Source organism: Adlercreutzia wanghongyangiae, from assembly GCF_035989245.1.
GTDB lineage: Bacteria > Actinomycetota > Coriobacteriia > Coriobacteriales > Eggerthellaceae > Adlercreutzia > Adlercreutzia wanghongyangiae.
Genome location: NZ_JAYMFF010000011.1, coordinates 12,732 through 30,697, shown reverse-complemented (window position 1 = coordinate 30,697; position 17,966 = coordinate 12,732). Strand labels below are relative to the sequence as shown.

Sequence of the window (17,966 nt, the reverse complement as noted above, 5' to 3'; positions counted from 1 at the left end):
GCACCAGCAAACGCCCCGGCCGTCAGGTTGCCTAAAGCGGGCATGTTCCTGCGGGCCCCTCGCCAGCGCGAGGGGCCCGCTTTCGTCTGTTGGGGTATCATGTCGGCAGTAAGTGCATCGCCTTCGAGGAGTTATCGTGTCTCTTGCCCTTTTCAGACAACGCCTGACCGCCACGCCTTTGGGCGGTCGCGGAATGCTTGCGGCGTCGCTCGTCTGCTTCTGGGCATTCCACTTCATTGTGCTTTGGCCCAGCTCGTTTTCTCAGGATGGGGCTGATCAAGCTCTGAATCTCGGTGCCGATCTTACCTGGGTTATCGCGGTGAGCTGCAACGCTTTGGCGCTGCTCGGATGCGTCGTGGCGCTGAGCCGGGGCGTGACCGTGCACTTCGAAAGGCTGGCGCGGCTGTCGGGCTTGCTGACGACGTGCGGTATCGGGCTCATCGCCTTGCGCGCTGTTTGGCAGGGTGCTCCTGCAGGTGCTGCCTTTCTTGCTGGAAATGTTCTGTTCGGCGTGGGCACCGGGCTTATGATGGCCAGCTATGCCGACCGGTTGCGTCGCGTCTCGCCGCAGACGACGTTCATGGCCCTGTCGGCCGCCTTTACCGTGGGGGCTTTCCTCTGCTTGCTGTTCACTCTTGCCTTGGTTCCTCTGGCGCGATGGGTCGCCGCGGCGCTGCTGCCGCTTCTGGCGGCATATTTCTACGGTCGATATGCGCGTCAGGCTGACGATGGCAAGGAGGAGACGTCGAATGCCTCGGCAGCTTCGTCGGCTTCGTCGCCGGATGATTTCCCCTTAAGCGGGTTGCCCTTGAAAAGCCTGCTCGGTCTTATCGTTGTGGTGGGCCTGACAGCGGGCGTGATGCGCGGCATGAGCCATCTCGATTCCGATGTCACCTCTGCTGGGCCGCTTTTCGTCGGATCGGTGCTGGTGGGCGGATCGGTTTTGTTCGCGCTCTCGTTTCTTATTGAGCGCTTGAGGCCCACGTTGTTGCTGCAGGGGGTCGTGGTCGTCATTTCCGCGGCTTTCATGGCCTTGGCTTTTCTGGCCGGCGAATCGATGTCGGTGGCGTTTGTGATTCATACCATTGGGTTTCTGTTCTTTGTGGCTCTGGTGTGGCTGTTCTGCACGTTTTTGGGCAACGGCCGTTCGGGGGGCACGCGGTTGTTCGTTATCGGTTTGTGCGCGAACCAGATGGGCCAGGCGCTGGGCAGCTTGGGCTACCTGGGGCTCGTGGCCGCTGTGGGCTCGTCGGCGTCGGCGCTTGTGCCTGCCTCGCTGGCCACTGTGTACGTGCTGCTGCTGGCTGCGCTCATCTTCTTCGCGAATGCCGGGCGCACACGCCGTGCGGTGCCTGAGGTGGCACCGCAAGCCGCCTTGCAGCTGCCTCTACTCGCCGAGGCCTATCATCTAACGGCTCGCGAGGTGGAAATCGGCGTGCTGGTGGCCGAGGGCAAGAGCCGCGCTGCCATCGCCGAGGCGCTGGTGGTGTCGCAGGAAACGGTGAAGTCGCATACGAAGCATCTCTACCAGAAGCTGTCGGTGCACTCGCGCGACGAGCTTCTGAGGCTTTTGGAGGAAGAGGCGCGCCAGGCAGCCGAGCAGCAGGTGTTTCTGTAGGGTGCGTCGGGGGTACAGATGCCCCTGAAGGCGATTGTCCTGCATGCTGCATATCGCGGTGGAAACCTATGAAAATTGCCTGATCACACCTATAAAACCAGAGTACTCCCCCGATGGGGGAGCGCATTGTTTCCCTGAATTTCCCCCTTCGCGGGGCTTTTCCGGCCAATGAGGCACAGCGTAGATTTGCTTCAAGGTCGCGGCGAGAGAAGCCGCGGTCAACACGGAAGAGAGATCTATAGGAGGGAATCATGGATTTGAATCGTCGCGATTTTCTGAAGGGCGCGGTGGTCAGTGCCGCGGCCGCCGGCATGGCCGGTCTCGCGGGCTGCGCGCCGGCATCGTCTGGCGCGGACGCGTCGCAGGGCGCCGAGCTGAGCGGAACGGGCGCGCCGGCTGAGGCGGCGGGCAAGCACAGCTGGGAAGTCGCCCCCGACCCCATCACCGATGTGGCCGACACCAAGGACTTCGACATCGTTATCGTGGGTGCGGGTCCCTCGGGTTGCGCCGCGGCTGAAGCGGCCGCAGCGGCAGGCGCCACGGTGGCTGTGATCGAGCAGGCGGCGGGCTACACCGCCCACGGCGCCGACAACGGAGCCATCAATACCCAGGTGCACAAAGATGCCGGCATCGAGATCGACCCCGAGGTGGCTACGCGCATCCTGTTCAACTTCTCGCAGGGCACGGTGAACCGCGAGCTGGTGCATACGTGGGCAACGCGTTCGGGCGAGGTGTTCGACCACTTCTCCGCGTTGTGCGCAGCACGGGACATCCCGTCTATTCTGGCCATTTCCGACACATCCAAAACCGATTGGGACAACCTGGACGATCAGTTCAAGGAGTTCCGCACCGGCATCACTTTCGGCCGGGCCGACGAGGGCGTGGTCATCGACACCGACAACTTCACCTTTATCGAGTCGCATGTGGTGGAGACGCTGCTGGACGAGGCCGTGGCCAACGGGGCCGAAACGTTCTTCAATACCCACGCCGAGCAGCTGGTGGGCGACGCGGCAAGCGGCATCACCGGCGTTATCGCTACCGCTGAAGACGGCAGCCACGTGCAGTTCAACGCCGCCAAGGGCGTGATTCTGGCCACGGGCGACATTTCGGGCAACGACGAAATGCTCGCCTGCTGGGCCCCCATCGCCCTGCGCGCCGATGTGTGCCAGTACTTCCCGCCCGAGGGCAACAGGGGCGAGGGCATTCTGATGGGCATGTGGGCCGGTGCCGCGCACTCGCGCTCGGCGGCCGCGCCCATGGTGCATCCTATTTCCCCCACGCTGCCGCTGACGGCCATCGCCATGTCGTGGCTGGCGGTGAACAAGCTGGGCGAGCGCTACAGCTGCGAGGTGCCCTACGAGCCCTTCGTCACGAATGCGCGCATGAATCAGCCGGGCAACGTGGGCTTCAGTATTTTCGACGGCGCCTACGAGCAGAAGGTACGTGCGCAGGAGCCTCAGACGGCCGATACGCTGCTGGCTGGCGTGGAGGATCGTCTGGCGGCCGGCATCGAGGCGGGCGAGATGTTCGCGGCCGACACCCTGGCTGAGCTGGCGGGCAAGATAGGCGTGCCGGCCGATGCCCTGGAGGCGACGGTGGCGCGCTACAACGAGATGTGCGCGTCGGGGGTTGACGTCGACTTCGGCGTGCCCGAGCGCTTCCTGGCCAGCGTGGACACGCCTCCGTTCTACGCCCAGCCCATCGCCGCCGTAACCCTGACCGTGCCCTTCGGCTTGCATGTGGATAAGAACTCGCAGGTGTGCACCGATGCTGACGAGCCCATTGCCGGTTTGTTCGCTGTGGGCAACGTGCAGGGCGATTTCTTCGGGATGTCGTATCCGGTTACGTGCCCCGGCATCAGCCACGGTCGCGCGCTCACTTTCGGCAATCTGGTGGGTGCGGCCCTGGCAAAGGGTGAGCTGATCAACGGCTAAGCGCCCCCTTCCAAGCCCTCCCTCATACGCCCGTCATCGTTCGATGGCGGGCGTTTTGCTGTTTGCAGGGAGCTCGATGGTGGCGTTTTGGGTTCAGAAAGCGATTTCTCGTTGACATATATACCCCCTAGGGGTATAAGAAATGCAAACTTCATTCTTCAAGCAAATTGCGAGAGAGGCATGTTATGGACGAGCTGAAGGGAGGCGCCCCCGCCGTTTGCGGCTGCCGCCAGAAAGCAACGCCGCGCAGCACCGCCTTGCAGGCCGACGTGCAGAAGCGGCTGAACCGGGCCATCGGGCAGCTGAACGGCGTGAAAGCTATGATCGATGACAACCGCTACTGCGGCGATGTGCTCACCCAGCTGGCTGCGGCCGAGTCGGCGGTGCGCCGCGTGTCGGAGATGCTGCTGGCCGAGCATATGCGCACGTGCGTGGTGGAGGAAATCCGCGCGGGCAACGATGCCGTGGTGGACGAGGCCATGGAACTCGTGCGCCGCTTCTCGAAGTAGGGAGGACGGATGGAAACTCAGCGATTGGCCGTGGCCGTTATGCACTGCAAGAAGTGCGTGGCGAACGTGACGCGGCACTTTGAAGAGCTGCCGGGCGTGGAAAGCGTTGCGGTGAATTTGGACGATCAGACGGCCACGGTGACCTTCGACCCGGCCAAGACGGCCCTGGACGATTTGCTGCATGCCCTCGACGACACCAACTTCAAGGTTGCCGTGATGCCGGCGGAAGGTCCGCATCCCTTTGCGGTCGAGATTGCCGCCGATGCCGCGGAGAAGGCCCGCAAGCAGGCGGAAAAGCGGGCTGGCGCGGAAGGGCCCGGCGCGGCAGGGACGGACGCGCCCCATGAGGCGACGCTGCGCTTGGCTATCGAGGGCATGCACTGCGCCAACTGCGCGGCCTCCATCGAGAGCCGTTACCGCAAGACTCCTGGTGTGAAAGATGTGGCCGTGAACTTGGCGAACAACACCGGACGCGTAACCTTCGACCCTGCCCAGGTGAGTGTTGACGATATGCTGGCCGTGTTCGACAGCCTGGCCTTCACCGCCGAGATCATTCCCGATGATGCGCCCCTGGTGGACGAGAAGCGCCGTGCCCGCGAGGCCGCCCGTGCCAAGCGCGATCGGGTCGTGTTCGGCATTTCGGCGGCGCTTACCGTCGTTATCGTGGCCATTGGCATGATTCCCGGTTGGCATATGGGGGTGGGGGCGGCGCTGGCCGGCGCGTTCGTGGCCGAACCCACCCATGTGCAGGCCATGTTCGCGGCGAACCTTCTGCTGCTCGCCCTGGTGATTCCCGTGCAGTTCGGCTGCGGCGCCCGCTTCTACCAGGGGGCGTGGGGCTCGCTCAAGGGCGGTTCGGCGAACATGGACGTGCTGGTGGCCTTGGGCACCACCATCGCGTTTCTCTTCTCGTTGTGGATCACCTTCCTGCCGGTGGTGCGCGGCGACTGGTCGAGCCACGAATCCCTCGCCATCAACGACGGCATGCCCTATTTCGAAACCTGCGCCATGCTGATCACCTTCGTGCTGCTGGGCAAGATGCTGGAAAGCCGCGCCAAGGGTGCCACGAACCAGGCCATCGAGTCGCTGATGAATCTCACGCCGCCGGTTGCCCGCGTGGTGCGCGGCGGCGAAGAGCGCGAGGTGCCCCTGGCCCAAGTGGTGGCGGGCGACACGGTGCTCGTGCGTCCCGGCGAGAAGATGCCCGTCGATGGCGTGGTGGTGGAAGGCGTCACGGAGGTGGACGAGTCCATGCTCACCGGCGAGACGCTGCCCGTGGTGAAGGCCGCCGGCGATGCCGTGACGGGCGGTACGCAGAACACCACCGGATCGGTGACCGTGCGCGCGTTGCGCGTGGGCGCCGATTCCACGTTGGCGCGCATCGTGCGTGCCGTGGAGGACGCCCAGGGTACCAAGGCCCCCATCCAGCGCATCGCCGACCGCATTGCGGCGGTGTTCGTGCCGGCTATCCTGCTGATCGCGCTTGTCGTGTTCTGCATCTGGTTCTTCGTGGTGCCTGCCGGCCCCGACGGGCGTCTCGTGCAGTCGCTCATGCCGGCCATCGCGGTCATCTGCGTGGCCTGCCCCTGCGCGCTGGGCCTGGCCACGCCCACGGCGCTGACGGTGGGCATGGGGAAGGGCGCGCAGCTGGGCGTGCTCATCAAGGATGGCACCGTGCTGGAAACCATGGGGAACCTCTCGGCGGCGGTGTTCGACAAGACGGGCACGCTTACCCAGGGCGAGCCGGCGGTGGTGTCGTGCGACGTGCCCGACGATGCCCTGCGCCTGGCCGCTGCGCTCGAGGCGAAAAGCGAGCACCCTCTGGCGCGCGCTGTGGTGGCCTACGCGCAGTCTGCGCTGGCCGGCGATGCGGCGGCCTCTTCCGGATGTCATCCTGAGCAGAGCGCCGAAGGTGCGGAGTCGAAGGGTCTTGTGGCACTGCCTTCCGTGGAATCCTTCGAGGCCGTTGTCGGTGAGGGCGTGCGCGGCGTTGTGGAGGGCCACGCGGTGTTCGTGGGCGTGGGGAAGGCCGCTGGCGACGAGGCCGCAGCTGGCGAAACGGGCTCGCTCGTGTCCGTCGACGGCGTGCCGCGCGGACGCATCCAGTTCCGTGACGAGCCCAAACCGGACGCGGCGGCCACGGTGCGCGAGCTGTCCCGCGATTTCTCCGTGACCTCCTACATGGTCACCGGCGACGCCGCGCCCACGGCCCGGTCCATCGCCGAGGAGGTGGGCATCGCGCCCGACCACGTGTTCGCCGGTGTGAAGCCGCTCGAGAAAGCCGACTGCGTGCGCGCCGTGCGGGGCGCCGCCGACGCCGCCATGCTCGGCAACGCCGCCGCCGAGGCCCGCAGCACCGAAAAGGACAACGAGTGCCTTCTGAAAGCGGAGGCCGCCGACCCCGCCTTCATGGCCGCCTCCGACCCCGACATGGGCATTCCCGCCGAACCAGTGCCTCTCGAGTCGCCCGCAAGCGCCGCCCAGGATGCGGCCGCCGACGTGAAGGCCGTCGTGGCCTTCGTGGGCGACGGCATCAACGACGCCCCGGCGCTCGCTGCCGCCGACATTGGCGTGGCGATGGCCTCGGGTACCGATGTGGCGCTGGATGCCGGAAGCGTGGTGCTCATGCGCAATCGCCTGTCCGACCTCGTCGTGGCCCTGCGCCTGTCGAAGGCCACCATGCGCAAGATCAAGCAGAACCTGTTCTGGGCCCTCATCTACAACTGCATCATGATTCCGCTGGCCGCCGTGGGCATCCTCGCTCCGGCCCTCGCCGGCGCCGCCATGGCCCTGTCCAGCGTCAGCGTCGTCAGCAACTCCCTTTTGCTGAAGCGGTTCAAGTAGCCTATCGGGCTACGGGCAGGGCGCGGTTTCCGACACAACCCGCGCCCCGCTCCGCCCCGTTCCGTCTCCCCCGTAGGGGCGGCCTTTAGGCCGCCCGACGCGCTCCGCTCTGCCTCTGCCTTCTCCGTAGGGGCGGCCTTTAGACCGTCCGACGCGCTCCCTCGTCCGCGAGCCAGAACCGCCAGGCGCAGTTGCAGGTGCTGTCGGTGATGTCGGGGAAGCAGCTAAGGCATTCGCACTGGATGCGATCGTCCAGCGCCGTAGCAAAGCCGGCGTATTCCAGCTCGCCCACGCTCTTGCAGGGGTGGAACTCCATGCCCTTGCGCGAGCGCGCATTCTGCACGCGGCAGTTGGTGATGCGGAACGTGAGGGCGCGCCCGTCGTCGTCCCAGATCAGCTCCCATTCGTTGGCCAGCGACGTGCACCGGAAGGGCAGCGCCTTCGCCAGGCCCGCCAGCCCGCAGCCGTCGGGCAGCTCCAGCAGCTGCTTTAAGCGCCGCGCCTCGCTGGGAACGAAGCGCCGCCATGCGCCGCGGTCGTGCTCCATGGCCTCGTCCATGCCCTGCGCGCGCTCCAGCGATTGGAACCAGGTGCCGTCCAGCGCGATAAGGTCCTTTGCGGTGATTTCCAAAAGCTTTACCAGCTGCTCGCGGCTGAGCTCTTCCAAACCCTGGGCCATGGGTCCGTCCTTTCTCCGTGGCTGTTTTCTCGATTATAAGGGCCATGCGTTATACTGGCCTATTGGAATTGAGCGCTGTGGGCGCACGCGTGACTATAGAAAGGCGTTTCATGGAAACTGCTGCGATTATTCTGGCGGCGGGGGCCGGCACCCGCATGAAGTCGAAGAAGCCGAAGGTGGTCCACGAGGTGCTGGGCCGACCGCTCGTACGATGGGTGGTGGAGGCCGCGAAGGCCGCTGGCGCCGACAAGGTGGTCACCGTGGTGGGGCATCAGCGCGAGCGGGTGATTCCGCTGGTGGAAGCCGATACGGACGTGGTGGTGCAGCAGTCCCAGCGCGGCACGGCCGATGCGGTGCTTGCCGCCAAGGAGGCCCTGGCCGGCTTCGACGGCGCGGTGATGGTGCTTTCCGGCGACTCGCCGCTCATTCGTCCCGAGACCATCGCCGAGATGGCCGCCTTGCGCGAAGAGCACAACGCCGCGGTCATCGTGCTCACCATGGAGCTGGCCAACCCCTTCGGCTACGGCCGCATCGTGCGCGACGGCGCCGGGGAAGTGGCCCGCATCGTGGAGCAGAAGGACGCGAGCCCCGAGGAAGCGGCCATCACCGAGTGCAACTCGGGCTTCTACTGCTTCGATGCCCAGGCGCTCTTCGAGGCTTTGGAGCAGGTGGGCTCCGACAATGCCCAGGGCGAGTTCTACCTTACCGACGTGCTGGCCATCAGCCGGGCGGCGGGGCGTCCCGTGCTCGCCTACAAGACGGCCGACCCCGAGCAGTGTCTGGGCGTGAACTCGCGCCGCCAGCTGGCCGACGCCACGCGCGTCATGCAGCGGCGCATCAACGACACGCACATGGCCGCGGGCGTGACCATGTGGGATCCGGCCACCACGTTCATCGGCCCCGAGGTGGAAATCGCGCCCGACGTGGAGCTGCTGCCCGCCGTGATGCTGCTGGGCAAGACGACGGTGGGCGAGGACAGCGTCATCGGCCCGAACAGCCGCCTGACCGACACGGTGGTGGGCCGCGGCTGCGTTATCGACGAGACGGTGGCCGTGGAGGCGCGCATCGACGACGGCGCCACCTGCGGCCCGCGCGCCTACCTGCGCCCGGCCACGCACCTGTGCGAGGGCGCGAAGGCCGGCACCCACGTGGAGATCAAGAAGTCCACCATCGGGAAGGGCAGCAAGGTGCCGCACCTGTCCTACATCGGCGACACCACCATGGGCGAGGGCGTGAACATCGGCGCCGGCTCCATCACCTGCAACTACGACGGCGTGAACAAGCACGCCACCGTTATCGGGGACGACGCCTTCGTGGGCAGCGACACCATGATGGTGGCCCCGGTGACCATCGGCGCCGGCGCGCTGGTGGGCGCGGGCTCCACCATCACGAAGGACGTGACGCCAGGAGCCTTGGCCCTGGGTCGCGCCCGCCAGTCCGAGATCGCCGGTTGGGTGGCGGCGCACCCCATCGAGAAGAAGAAATAGCGCAAAGCGGGCCGTTGCCCTCCGCGTCGGCCGCGCCGCGTACTACAATAGCCGAAGCTGAAAACCCGTTGCAGAAGGGACGCACCCTATGACCGAGATGACCAAGCGCATGGCCCTGTTCTCCGGCTCGGTGAATCCGGAGCTGGCCGAGGAAATCGCGAAGAACCTGAACGTGAGCCTCGGCAACATCAAGCACGAGAAGTTCGCCAACGGCGAGATCTACGCTCGCTACCAGGAGTCTATCCGCGGCGCCGACGTGTTCCTCATCCAGTCGGTGTGCGCCAGCGAGGGCTTCGATGTGAACGACGCGCTCATGGAGCTGCTCATCATGGCCGACGCCGCCAAGCGCGCCAGCGCCCGTTCCATCTCGGCGGTGGTGGCTCATTACGGCTACGCCCGCCAGGATCGCAAGGCCGCCCCGCGCGAGCCCATCACGGCGAAGCTGGTGGCCGATCTGCTCACGGTGTCGGGCGTCGACAACGTCATCACGGTGGACTTGCATCAGGACGCCATCCAGGGCTTCTTCGACATTCCGGTGAACCACATGACCGCCATGCCTATCTTCGTGGACTACTTCCGCAACAAGGGGCTGGATGCCGACCGCCTGTGCGTGGTGTCGCCCGACGTGGGCCGTGCGAAGGCCGCGAAGAAGTTCTCCACGGCGCTTGACTGCGATCTGGCCATCATGCACAAGGACCGTCCCAAGCACAACCAAGCCGAGATCACCGCGCTCATCGGCGACGTGACCGACAAGATCTGCATTCTGAACGACGACATGATCGATACCGCGGGCTCGCTGGTGGCCGCCGCCCAGACGCTGAAGGCGAAGGGCGCCGCCGAGGTGTACGCCTGCGCCACCCACGGCCTGTTCTCCGGCCCGGCCTATGAGCGCCTGGAGAACTCGCCTATCGAGGAAGTGGTGGTCACCAACGCCGTGCCGGTGCCGCTGGCGCGCCAGACGGGCAAGATCAAGGTGCTGTCCATCGCTCCCTTGTTCGCCCAGACCATCGATGTGGTCTACAACAACGGCTCTATCGGGAAGCTGTTCGAATAGCTTTTGGGCTGTCCGATTCGAGCTAGCGGGTAAGGGCGCCGTGCTCAGACAGTCCTCGCTCGGCGGAAATGCCCACTGGGCATTTCCGTTCGCTGCGGAACTCCGCGCGGACCCTCACCCGCTATCTCGAATCTACGTTGACTTTGCTGCCTTCGGGACCACTGGCGCGACAAAAGATTTGAGAAAAAGTGGAAGATAAGACAACATATTTAATCGTCGGCCTGGGGAATCCGGGCGGGGAATATGAGCATACGCGGCACAACGCCGGGTTCGATACCGTGGATGCGTTGGCCGAGGAGCTGGGCTGCCGTTACTGGAAGACCGAGGGCGGGGCGCTCACGGCCAAGGGAAAGTGGCGTGGGGAGGAAGTGGTGCTCGCGAAGCCCCAGAGCTACATGAACACCTCGGGCGGTCCGGTGAAGACGCTTATGAAGACCTACGGTGTGGATCCCGACCACCTCATCGTCATCCACGACGAGCTGGACATCGACCCGGGCACCATCCGCGTGAAGTTCGGCGGAGGACATGCCGGCCACAACGGGCTGCGCTCCATCTGCGACAAGCTGGGCACCCGCGATTGGTACCGTGTGCGCATCGGCATCGGGCGGCCGCCGGGACGCAAGCCCGTGGTCGATTGGGTGCTCTCGCAACCGCGCAAGGACGACGCCGAGGCCTTTCAGCACGCCGTGGCCGAGGGGGCGAGCGCGGTGACGTACCTTATGGACAACGGCTTGGAGAAGACCCAACAGCGATTCAACTGACGGCTGTGCCGCGGGGAAGCGCTATAATAGCGGAAGGGCGCCAGTGCGCCCTTCCGTTCGTTTTGTAGCAACGTGCCTCGCCGAGGGCGCCCGAGCGAAATCTTGAACGCCGATGAACCCGATGAAGGTACGGAGGTTTCCATGCATCTTTCCGAAAAAGGGCACGCCTATGCCCTGTTCGCCATTGTCGTTATCACCTGCGCCTTAGGCTCGCTCACCCAGACGGTGATGAACTCCATGCTCACCGAGGTATGCGACGACTTCGCCATCGACGCGGCGGTGGGGCAGTGGGTGACCACCGCGTACATGCTGGTAATGGGCATTACCGTGCCGGTGGTCACGTTCCTGTCGCGGCGCCTGTCGGTGAAGCGCCTGGTGTATCTGGCCCTCGGGTTCTACCTGGCCGGTTCGGCGGCCGGCTTCTTCGCGCCGACGTTCGCGGTGCTCATCGTTGCTCGCGTGCTGCAGGCCATTGCCACGGGCATCACCCTGCCGCTCGTGCAGTCGGTGGCTATGACACGCTTTCCGCGCGAGCGCACGGGCACGGCCATGGGCATCGGCGGCATCGCCATGGGGTTCGCGCCCAACATCGGGCCGCTCATCGGCGGTGCGCTTGCGGGCACCTGGGGCTGGCGCAGCTTCTACGTGATGCTGGTGGGGCTGTTGGCGCTGTTGTGGACGGCCACGGCCCTGCTGGTGAAGAGCCACGGCGACCATGAATCGGACGCCGTCTTCGATTTCCCGTCGTTCGTGCAGTCCACCTTGGGATTCGGCGGTCTGCTGCTGGGCGCCTCCAATGCGGCCGCCATGCCGCTGACGGCCTTCCAAGTGTGGGTGCCCGCGCTGCTGGGCGCCGTATTTATCGTGATGTTCGTGCTGCGCCAGCGGCGCATCGAGCATCCGCTCATCTCCATGGGCATCTTCCGCTCGCGTCATTACCGCGCGGCGTTCGTGGCGCAGAACTGCCTGTTCGCCTCGTTCATGGGCATCACGCTCATTCTGCCGCTGTTCATCCAGGGGCCCTGCGGCATGACGGCTTTGGATGCGGGCATCGCCTTCATTCCCGCCACGGTGGTGGCGCTGTTCGTGAACCCGCTGGCCGGTGTGCTGGTGGACCGCATCGGGCCGCGCAAGGTGTGCGTGACGGCGGCCCTGTTCCTCACCGTGGGCGCCGGCTCGTTCATGTTCGTGGGCTCCGATGCGCCGCTGTGGCTGCTCACCACCTTGCAGGGCGTGCGGGCCGTGGGCGTGAGCGCCTTGGTGGGGCCGCTGAATTCCTGGGGCCTTTCGGGGCTGGATCGGCACCTTATCATGGACGGCAGCGCGTTTTTCGCCACGGCCCGTCAGGCCTGCGCTTCGCTGGGCACCGCGCTGATGATGCTGATCATCTCGGCGCTGGGCGCAGGCGCGGTGGCCGCGGCCGGGGTGGACGGCGGCGCGGCGCTGACGGCGCTGCCCTACGAGGCGGCCTTCGGCCTGTCCACGTTGTTCTCGGCTGCCGTATTGGCCACGGCACTGTGGAAGATTCGCTAGCGTATAATCTGCTTCCAAAACGAAAGTAAGCGAAAGGCGGCCCGCGTGGCATTTCTCCTCGGTTGCGAAAAAGTGCGGGTGGAATTCCCCACCAAGACGGTGTTCACCGAATTGTCCCTCGGCGTTGACGAAGGCGCGCGCATCGGCATTGTGGGCCAGAACGGCGACGGCAAATCGACGCTTCTGCGGGTGCTGGCCGGCGACGTGGAGGTGGACGACGGCCGCGTGATCCGCACCCGCGGAGTGTCGGTGGGCGTGCTGGGGCAGACCGACGACCTGCGCGACGAGGACACGGTGGAGCATGCCGTGGTGGGCGATGTGCCCGAATACGAGTGGGCTGGCAGCGCCCGCACCCGCGCTATCATCGCGGGGCTTTTGGGCGATGTGGCCTGGGATGCGCCGGTGAGCACGCTGTCGGGCGGCCAGCGCCGCAGGGTAGACTTGGCGCGGCTGCTCATCGGCGACTGGGACGTGCTGATGCTGGACGAGCCCACCAACCATCTGGATGTGCGCGCCATCACCTGGTTGGCCGATCATCTGAAGACGCGCTGGCGCCCGGGTTCGGGGGCCCTGCTGGTGGTCACGCACGATCGCTGGTTTCTGGACGAAGTGTGCCAGGCCATGTGGGAAGTGCAGGGGCAGCGGGTGTGGCCCTTCGAGGGCGGGTTCTCGGCCTATATCATGCAGCGTGTGGAACGCGACCGGTTGCAGGCTCTGGCCGAGCAGAAGCGCCAGAACGCCCTGCGTCGCGAGCTGGCGTGGCTTTCGCGCGGCGCGCGGGCCCGGGCCACGAAGCCCAAGTTCCACGTGGCCGCGGCCCAGGCGCTCATTGCCGACGTGCCGCCTTTGCGCAACGAGCTGGAGCTGAAGCGCATGGCCATGGCACGGCTCGGCAAGCAGGTGGTCGACCTTCAGGGCGCCACGCTGCGGTTCGGCGACCGCGTGATTTTGGACGACGTGGACTGGATTATCGGCCCGGGCGACCGCTACGGCATCGTGGGCGCCAACGGCATCGGCAAGACCACGCTTTTGCGTATTATCCAGGGTCTGCAGCCGCTCGATCGCGGGCGGGTGAAAATCGGCCAGACCGTGCGTTTCGCGGTGCTGTCGCAGCACCTGGGCGAGCTGACGAAGCTGGGTAACGATCGCGTGCGCCAGGTGATCGCCCGCTATTCGCGCCGCACCATGCTGGACGGCAAGGAAATGACGCCGGGCCAGCTGCTGGAACGTTTGGGTTTCACGAAGGACGACCAGAACGAGCCGGTGTGCGACCTGTCGGGCGGCCAGAAGCGACGGCTCGCGCTGATGCTCATCTTGCTGGACGAGCCCAACGTGCTCATCTTGGACGAGCCCGGCAACGACCTGGACACCGACATGCTGGCCGCGGTGGAAAGCCTGCTGGACGGCTGGCCCGGCACGCTTTTGCTCGTTACCCACGACCGCTACCTCATGGAGCGCGTGACCGATCACCAGTTCGCGCTGATCGATGGGAAGGTGCGCCACCTGCCCGGCGGCGTGGACGAGTACCTGCGCCTCGAAGAGGAAGCGGGGGTCGCCCGTTCCGTCACGATAAATTCCGGGAAAGACACCGGGAACAGCTCCGAGAAAGGCTCTGGGAGCACCCCCGGGGACGCTTCCGGGAAAGGCTCTGGGAGCATCCCCGGGGACGCTTCCGGGAAAGGCTCGGGGAGCACCCCCGGGGACGCTTCCGGGAAAGGCTCGGGGAGCGGTTCTGTAGGGGGCGGCTTCAGCCGCCCCGCAACCCCCGACACCTCCCGGAGCCCGTCTGTCCCCGCCCTCTCCGGCGGCGAGCAGCGCACCTTGCGCAAGCTCATGACGTCCAATGAGAAGAAGATCGCCACCCTGAAGGGCAAGATCGAGGCCAAGCAGCTGGAAATGGCTGCGGCCGACCAATCCGACTACCTGGTGCTCACCGCCATGCAAGAGGAGATCGCCGACTTCGAAACCCAAATAGAGGCCCTGGAGCTCGAGTGGTTCGAAGCCGCCGAGAAGCTGGGGGAATAATCGTGCGGCGGATAGGCTCTGTAGGGGACGGCCCCGGCCACTCCCATCTCTCGGAGGACGGCCCCGGTCATTCCCACTCTGTAGGGGACGGCTTCAGCCGTCCCGTCCCAGCACCGAAAGGCTTGCGATTAAACGCGCGTAGCGCGGTTGCGGCCCCGGGCGGCCTCAAGGCCGCCCCTACGGATCTCAGCGGGCGGGACAAGAAGGGACGGTGCGTCCGTGGAATGCTATAAAACCATAGCTGCGCCCGCCGAGGCGGAGATCGTCGAGAAGAAGAGCCGCTTCATCGGCCGCATTGCGCCGGCGACCACCGAGGAGGAGGCGCTCGCCTTCATTGCCGAGGTGAAGGCCGCCCACCGCATGGCGCGGCACAACGTGTACGCCTACGTGCTGCGCGGCGGCCGCATCCGCTACACCGATGACGGTGAGCCGGCCAAGACCGCGGGCATGCCCACGCTTCAGGCCATTCAGCATGCGGGGCTTGAGGACGTGGCCGTGGTGGTGACCCGCTACTTCGGGGGCATTTTGCTGGGCACGGGCGGCCTCGTGCGCGCCTACACCGACGCGACGAAGGCGGCCATCGACGCGGCAGATGTCGTCACGGTGTCGGTTTGCGTCGATGTGATTTTGGAGGTGCCTTACGCTTTGTATGAGCAGGTGTGCCGCATCGCCGAGGCCTGCGAAGCCAAGCTAAAGGAGAGCGACTTCGCCGAGAACGTGCTGCTCACCTTCCGCATGCTCGACGGCACCCAGACCCCCTTCCTGGAAAAGCTCACCGAACTTACCCGCGGCCAAAGTGAAATCATCGTGACCGACCCCTTCGACGCCGCGTTCTAGCGGGCTTAGGTGTGCTATAATTCCCCTTGCCTAAAGAAGGGCGCCCCTAACGGAACGCCCTTCGACGAGGGTGCCTAATCCTCGTCCATTTGCGAGGGGTTCCCGCCGCTATCCGGCGGGTTCTCTCTTATTTGGGCCAAAACGGCCACAATTAAGGAGGCTACCCCAAGCAAGACTTGGATTAAGGCCAGCATTTCGCTCATCTGCATCACCCCCTTTCCTAGCTAGCATGGTTGCGGGGTGAATGCAGTGGGCTTGATGCTCCCTGCAGTTGGCATTATAGCATACAAATGTTCGTAGATTGGTGAGAAATCGATATGTACGGATTGAAGACTGAGAGCTCGTTCGATGCCTCTCATTTTCTGACTGACTACCACGGGAAGTGCGAGAACCTGCACGGGCACCGCTGGCGCGTGGTGGCCTATCTGGAGGTTGAGCGCCTGCAGACGGAGGGCACCTGCAAGGACATGGTGGTGGACTTCGGCGACTTCAAGGCCGCCCTGCGCGCGCTGACCGACAAGCTCGACCACCATTTCATCATCGAGGAGGGCTCTCTTGCCCTCGACACCCTGGCGTGCTTGGAACGCGAGGGCTTCGCGCTGTTCATCGTGCCCTTCCGCACCACGGCCGAGAACTTGGCGAAGTGGTTCTTCGACGCCTTGGCCGAGCAAGGGCTGCCCGTGTCGCAGGTGGACGTATACGAGACGCCGAACAACTGCGCCTACTACCGGGAGCAGCGTTAGACCATGGTGCCTGAGGAAGAGAACGACGGCTTGTTGGACGCCGAGCGCCACCAGGCCCGCCACACTATCGCGGCCCGGGCGCAGCTGTTCCCCGTGGCCGAGAAGTTCGTGTCCGTGAACGGGGAGGGGCTGGCCGCCGGTCGTCCTGCCGCCTTCATCCGCTTCGCAGGCTGCAACATGTGGTGCACCTACTGTGATACCCGCTGGGCGAATCATCCGCTCGTGGAAGTGGAGGGATGGAGCGTGCCTCAGCTGATGAGCTGGGTGGCCGAGACAGGCGTGTCGGCCGTGACGCTCACCGGAGGCGAGCCGCTGCTGCAGCCTTACCTGCCCGATTTGGTGCAGGCGCTGCTCACGGTGGACGACCCGCGTCCTATGCGCGTGGAGATAGAGACGAACGGCTCGCGCGATCTGGCGCCCATGGCTCATCTGCGTGCGGCGTGTGCCGAGGCGGGACTGCCCGGCAGCCTGCACTTCACCGTGGATTGGAAGACGCCTGGTGCTGGCGAAGCCGTGTCGGCCGCCATGATGCGCGAGAACTACGATTTGCTGGACGGGCACGATGCCGTGAAGTTCGTCGTGGGCAGCGCGGACGATCTGGCCTTCATGGAGCGGCGTGCCGATGAGGCGGGGCTGTGGGATCGCTGCCAGGTGCTCGTGAGCCCGGTATGGGGCGCCATCGAGCCGGCGGAGATCGCCGCCTATCTCATCGAGCACGGTCTGGACCGTGCGCGCCTGCAACTGCAGCTGCATAAGATCATCTGGCCCGACGAAGCCCGCGGAGTGTAGGGAGGCTTCGGCTGCGCGCTCCACTCGGAATGACACGGGGTCGTACGGCTGCGCGCCCCGCCCAGGGTGGCACGGGGTCGCATACCATATGTTGCCCCGAGCAGGGTACCGAGGGCGTACCATATGCCGTCCTGAGCGGAGCGCCGGAGGCGCGAAGTCGAAGGAACTGGAAGGAATGAATCATGAACAATGAGAAAGCCCTCGTGCTGTGCTCGGGTGGCGTGGATTCCACCACGCTTCTGGCCCGCGCCGTGCGCGACTATGGTGCGGAGAACGTGTACGCGCTGTCCATCGGCTACGGCCAGAAGCACGCCCGCGAGATCGAGGCAGCCCAGGCTGTGGCGGCCTACTACGGCGTGCAGCAGCGGTTCCTGAACCTTGCTGCTATTTTCGCCGACAGCAACTGCTCGCTTCTGGTCCATTCCAACGAGACGGTGCCCGAGGCCACTTACGCCGAGCAGCAGGCCGCATCCGACGGCGCCCCGGTGAGCACCTACGTGCCCTTCCGCAACGGGCTGTTCTTGTCGTCGGCAGCGTCCATGGCGCTGTCGCTGGGCTGCTCGGTGGTGCTTTACGGTGCCCATCACGACGACGTGGCCGGCAACGCCTACCCTGATTGCTCACTGGAATTCGTGCAGGCCATGAACCGCGCCATCGTGGAGGGCACGGGCGGTGAGCTGCGCCTGGAGGCGCCTTTCGTGGAGGCGTCCAAGGGCGATATCGTGCGCATGGGGCTTGAGCTGGGCGTGCCCTACGAGCTGACGTGGTCGTGCTACGAAGGGGGAGAGGTTCCCTGCGGCCGCTGCGCCACTTGCCTCGACCGCGCCGCCGCCTTCGCCGCCAACGGCGCAGAAGACCCCGCGTTGGCGTGGGTGGAAGGCTGAGCGTCACGGATTGCTGCAGGTACGGAAAGCCCTTCTTTCCGCCGAAGGAACGACCCGATTCCGGCTGGAATGGTCACAAAATCGCAGATTTATAAGGAAAGCGCAGAGGCAATGTGGGAATGCGGCCACAAAATAGAGGATGTCTAAGGCGAATTTGCTGGAAATGGGTTCGGAGGGGGTTGTTTGTGGGCGGAAAACCAACGAAGTCTATACAAAAGAACGCTCTCGGCTTATCCTTCACTATAAATCAGGGAATTATTGGCCAAAAT

14 protein-coding genes are annotated in these 17,966 nt (G+C 65.2%); 13 read left to right on the top strand and 1 reads right to left on the bottom strand.

Annotated elements, in window-relative coordinates; genetic code table 11:
- Positions 1 to 136: 136 nt before the first annotated feature.
- From VIN30_RS06435 to VIN30_RS06420, 4 genes are all read left to right on the top strand, one after another.
- Positions 137 to 1,618, top strand: coding sequence for a helix-turn-helix transcriptional regulator (locus tag VIN30_RS06435; protein WP_338210184.1), 1,482 nt, complete (start codon positions 137 to 139; stop codon positions 1,616 to 1,618).
- Between the two features lie 251 nt (positions 1,619 to 1,869).
- Complete coding sequence (locus VIN30_RS06430) at positions 1,870 to 3,552, top strand: FAD-dependent oxidoreductase (RefSeq protein ID WP_338210183.1); 1,683 nt, start codon at positions 1,870 to 1,872, stop codon at positions 3,550 to 3,552.
- A 185-nt stretch (positions 3,553 to 3,737) separates the two neighbouring features.
- The gene (locus VIN30_RS06425) at positions 3,738 to 4,061 is read left to right on the top strand and encodes a metal-sensing transcriptional repressor (RefSeq protein ID WP_338210181.1); all 324 of its coding nucleotides are present in this window, start codon (positions 3,738 to 3,740) and stop codon (positions 4,059 to 4,061) included.
- A 9-nt stretch (positions 4,062 to 4,070) separates the two neighbouring features.
- Positions 4,071 to 6,905: a heavy metal translocating P-type ATPase gene (locus VIN30_RS06420; protein ID WP_338210178.1), complete on the top strand. Its 2,835-nt coding sequence runs from the start codon at positions 4,071 to 4,073 to the stop codon at positions 6,903 to 6,905.
- A 139-nt stretch (positions 6,906 to 7,044) separates the two neighbouring features.
- On the opposite strand, the gene VIN30_RS06415 is transcribed toward VIN30_RS06420, so the two are convergent.
- The gene (locus tag VIN30_RS06415; RefSeq protein ID WP_338210177.1) at positions 7,045 to 7,584 is read right to left on the bottom strand and encodes a DUF6125 family protein; all 540 of its coding nucleotides are present in this window, start codon (positions 7,582 to 7,584) and stop codon (positions 7,045 to 7,047) included.
- A gap of 110 nt (positions 7,585 to 7,694) precedes the next feature.
- On the opposite strand from VIN30_RS06415, the gene glmU reads away from it, so the two are divergent.
- The 9 genes from glmU to queC all read left to right on the top strand — a co-directional run bounded on the left by glmU (position 7,695) and on the right by queC (position 17,697).
- Positions 7,695 to 9,071: a bifunctional UDP-N-acetylglucosamine diphosphorylase/glucosamine-1-phosphate N-acetyltransferase GlmU gene (gene glmU, locus VIN30_RS06410; protein ID WP_338210175.1), complete on the top strand. Its 1,377-nt coding sequence runs from the start codon at positions 7,695 to 7,697 to the stop codon at positions 9,069 to 9,071.
- Positions 9,072 to 9,159: 88 nt separating this feature from the next.
- Positions 9,160 to 10,125 carry a ribose-phosphate diphosphokinase gene (locus VIN30_RS06405; RefSeq protein WP_326424443.1) on the top strand — a complete coding sequence of 322 codons (966 nt, stop codon included), beginning with the start codon at positions 9,160 to 9,162 and terminating at the stop codon, positions 10,123 to 10,125.
- A gap of 188 nt (positions 10,126 to 10,313) precedes the next feature.
- Positions 10,314 to 10,886, top strand: coding sequence for an aminoacyl-tRNA hydrolase (pth, locus tag VIN30_RS06400; protein ID WP_338210171.1), 573 nt, complete (start codon positions 10,314 to 10,316; stop codon positions 10,884 to 10,886).
- A 141-nt stretch (positions 10,887 to 11,027) separates the two neighbouring features.
- The gene (locus VIN30_RS06395; RefSeq protein WP_338210169.1) at positions 11,028 to 12,419 is read left to right on the top strand and encodes an MFS transporter; all 1,392 of its coding nucleotides are present in this window, start codon (positions 11,028 to 11,030) and stop codon (positions 12,417 to 12,419) included.
- Positions 12,420 to 12,464: 45 nt separating this feature from the next.
- Positions 12,465 to 14,444, top strand: a complete 1,980-nt coding sequence (locus tag VIN30_RS06390) for an ABC-F family ATP-binding cassette domain-containing protein (RefSeq protein ID WP_338210167.1) — start codon at positions 12,465 to 12,467, stop codon at positions 14,442 to 14,444.
- Between the two features lie 219 nt (positions 14,445 to 14,663).
- A complete protein-coding gene (locus VIN30_RS06385; RefSeq protein ID WP_338210165.1) occupies positions 14,664 to 15,281 on the top strand; it encodes an IMPACT family protein in 618 nt (205 codons plus the stop codon).
- Between the two features lie 317 nt (positions 15,282 to 15,598).
- Positions 15,599 to 16,024: a 6-pyruvoyl trahydropterin synthase family protein gene (locus tag VIN30_RS06380; protein WP_326426779.1), complete on the top strand. Its 426-nt coding sequence runs from the start codon at positions 15,599 to 15,601 to the stop codon at positions 16,022 to 16,024.
- A 3-nt stretch (positions 16,025 to 16,027) separates the two neighbouring features.
- Positions 16,028 to 16,813, top strand: coding sequence for a radical SAM protein (locus VIN30_RS06375; RefSeq protein WP_338210162.1), 786 nt, complete (start codon positions 16,028 to 16,030; stop codon positions 16,811 to 16,813).
- A gap of 182 nt (positions 16,814 to 16,995) precedes the next feature.
- A complete protein-coding gene (queC, locus tag VIN30_RS06370) occupies positions 16,996 to 17,697 on the top strand; it encodes a 7-cyano-7-deazaguanine synthase QueC (protein ID WP_338210160.1) in 702 nt (233 codons plus the stop codon).
- Positions 17,698 to 17,966 lie beyond the last annotated feature (269 nt).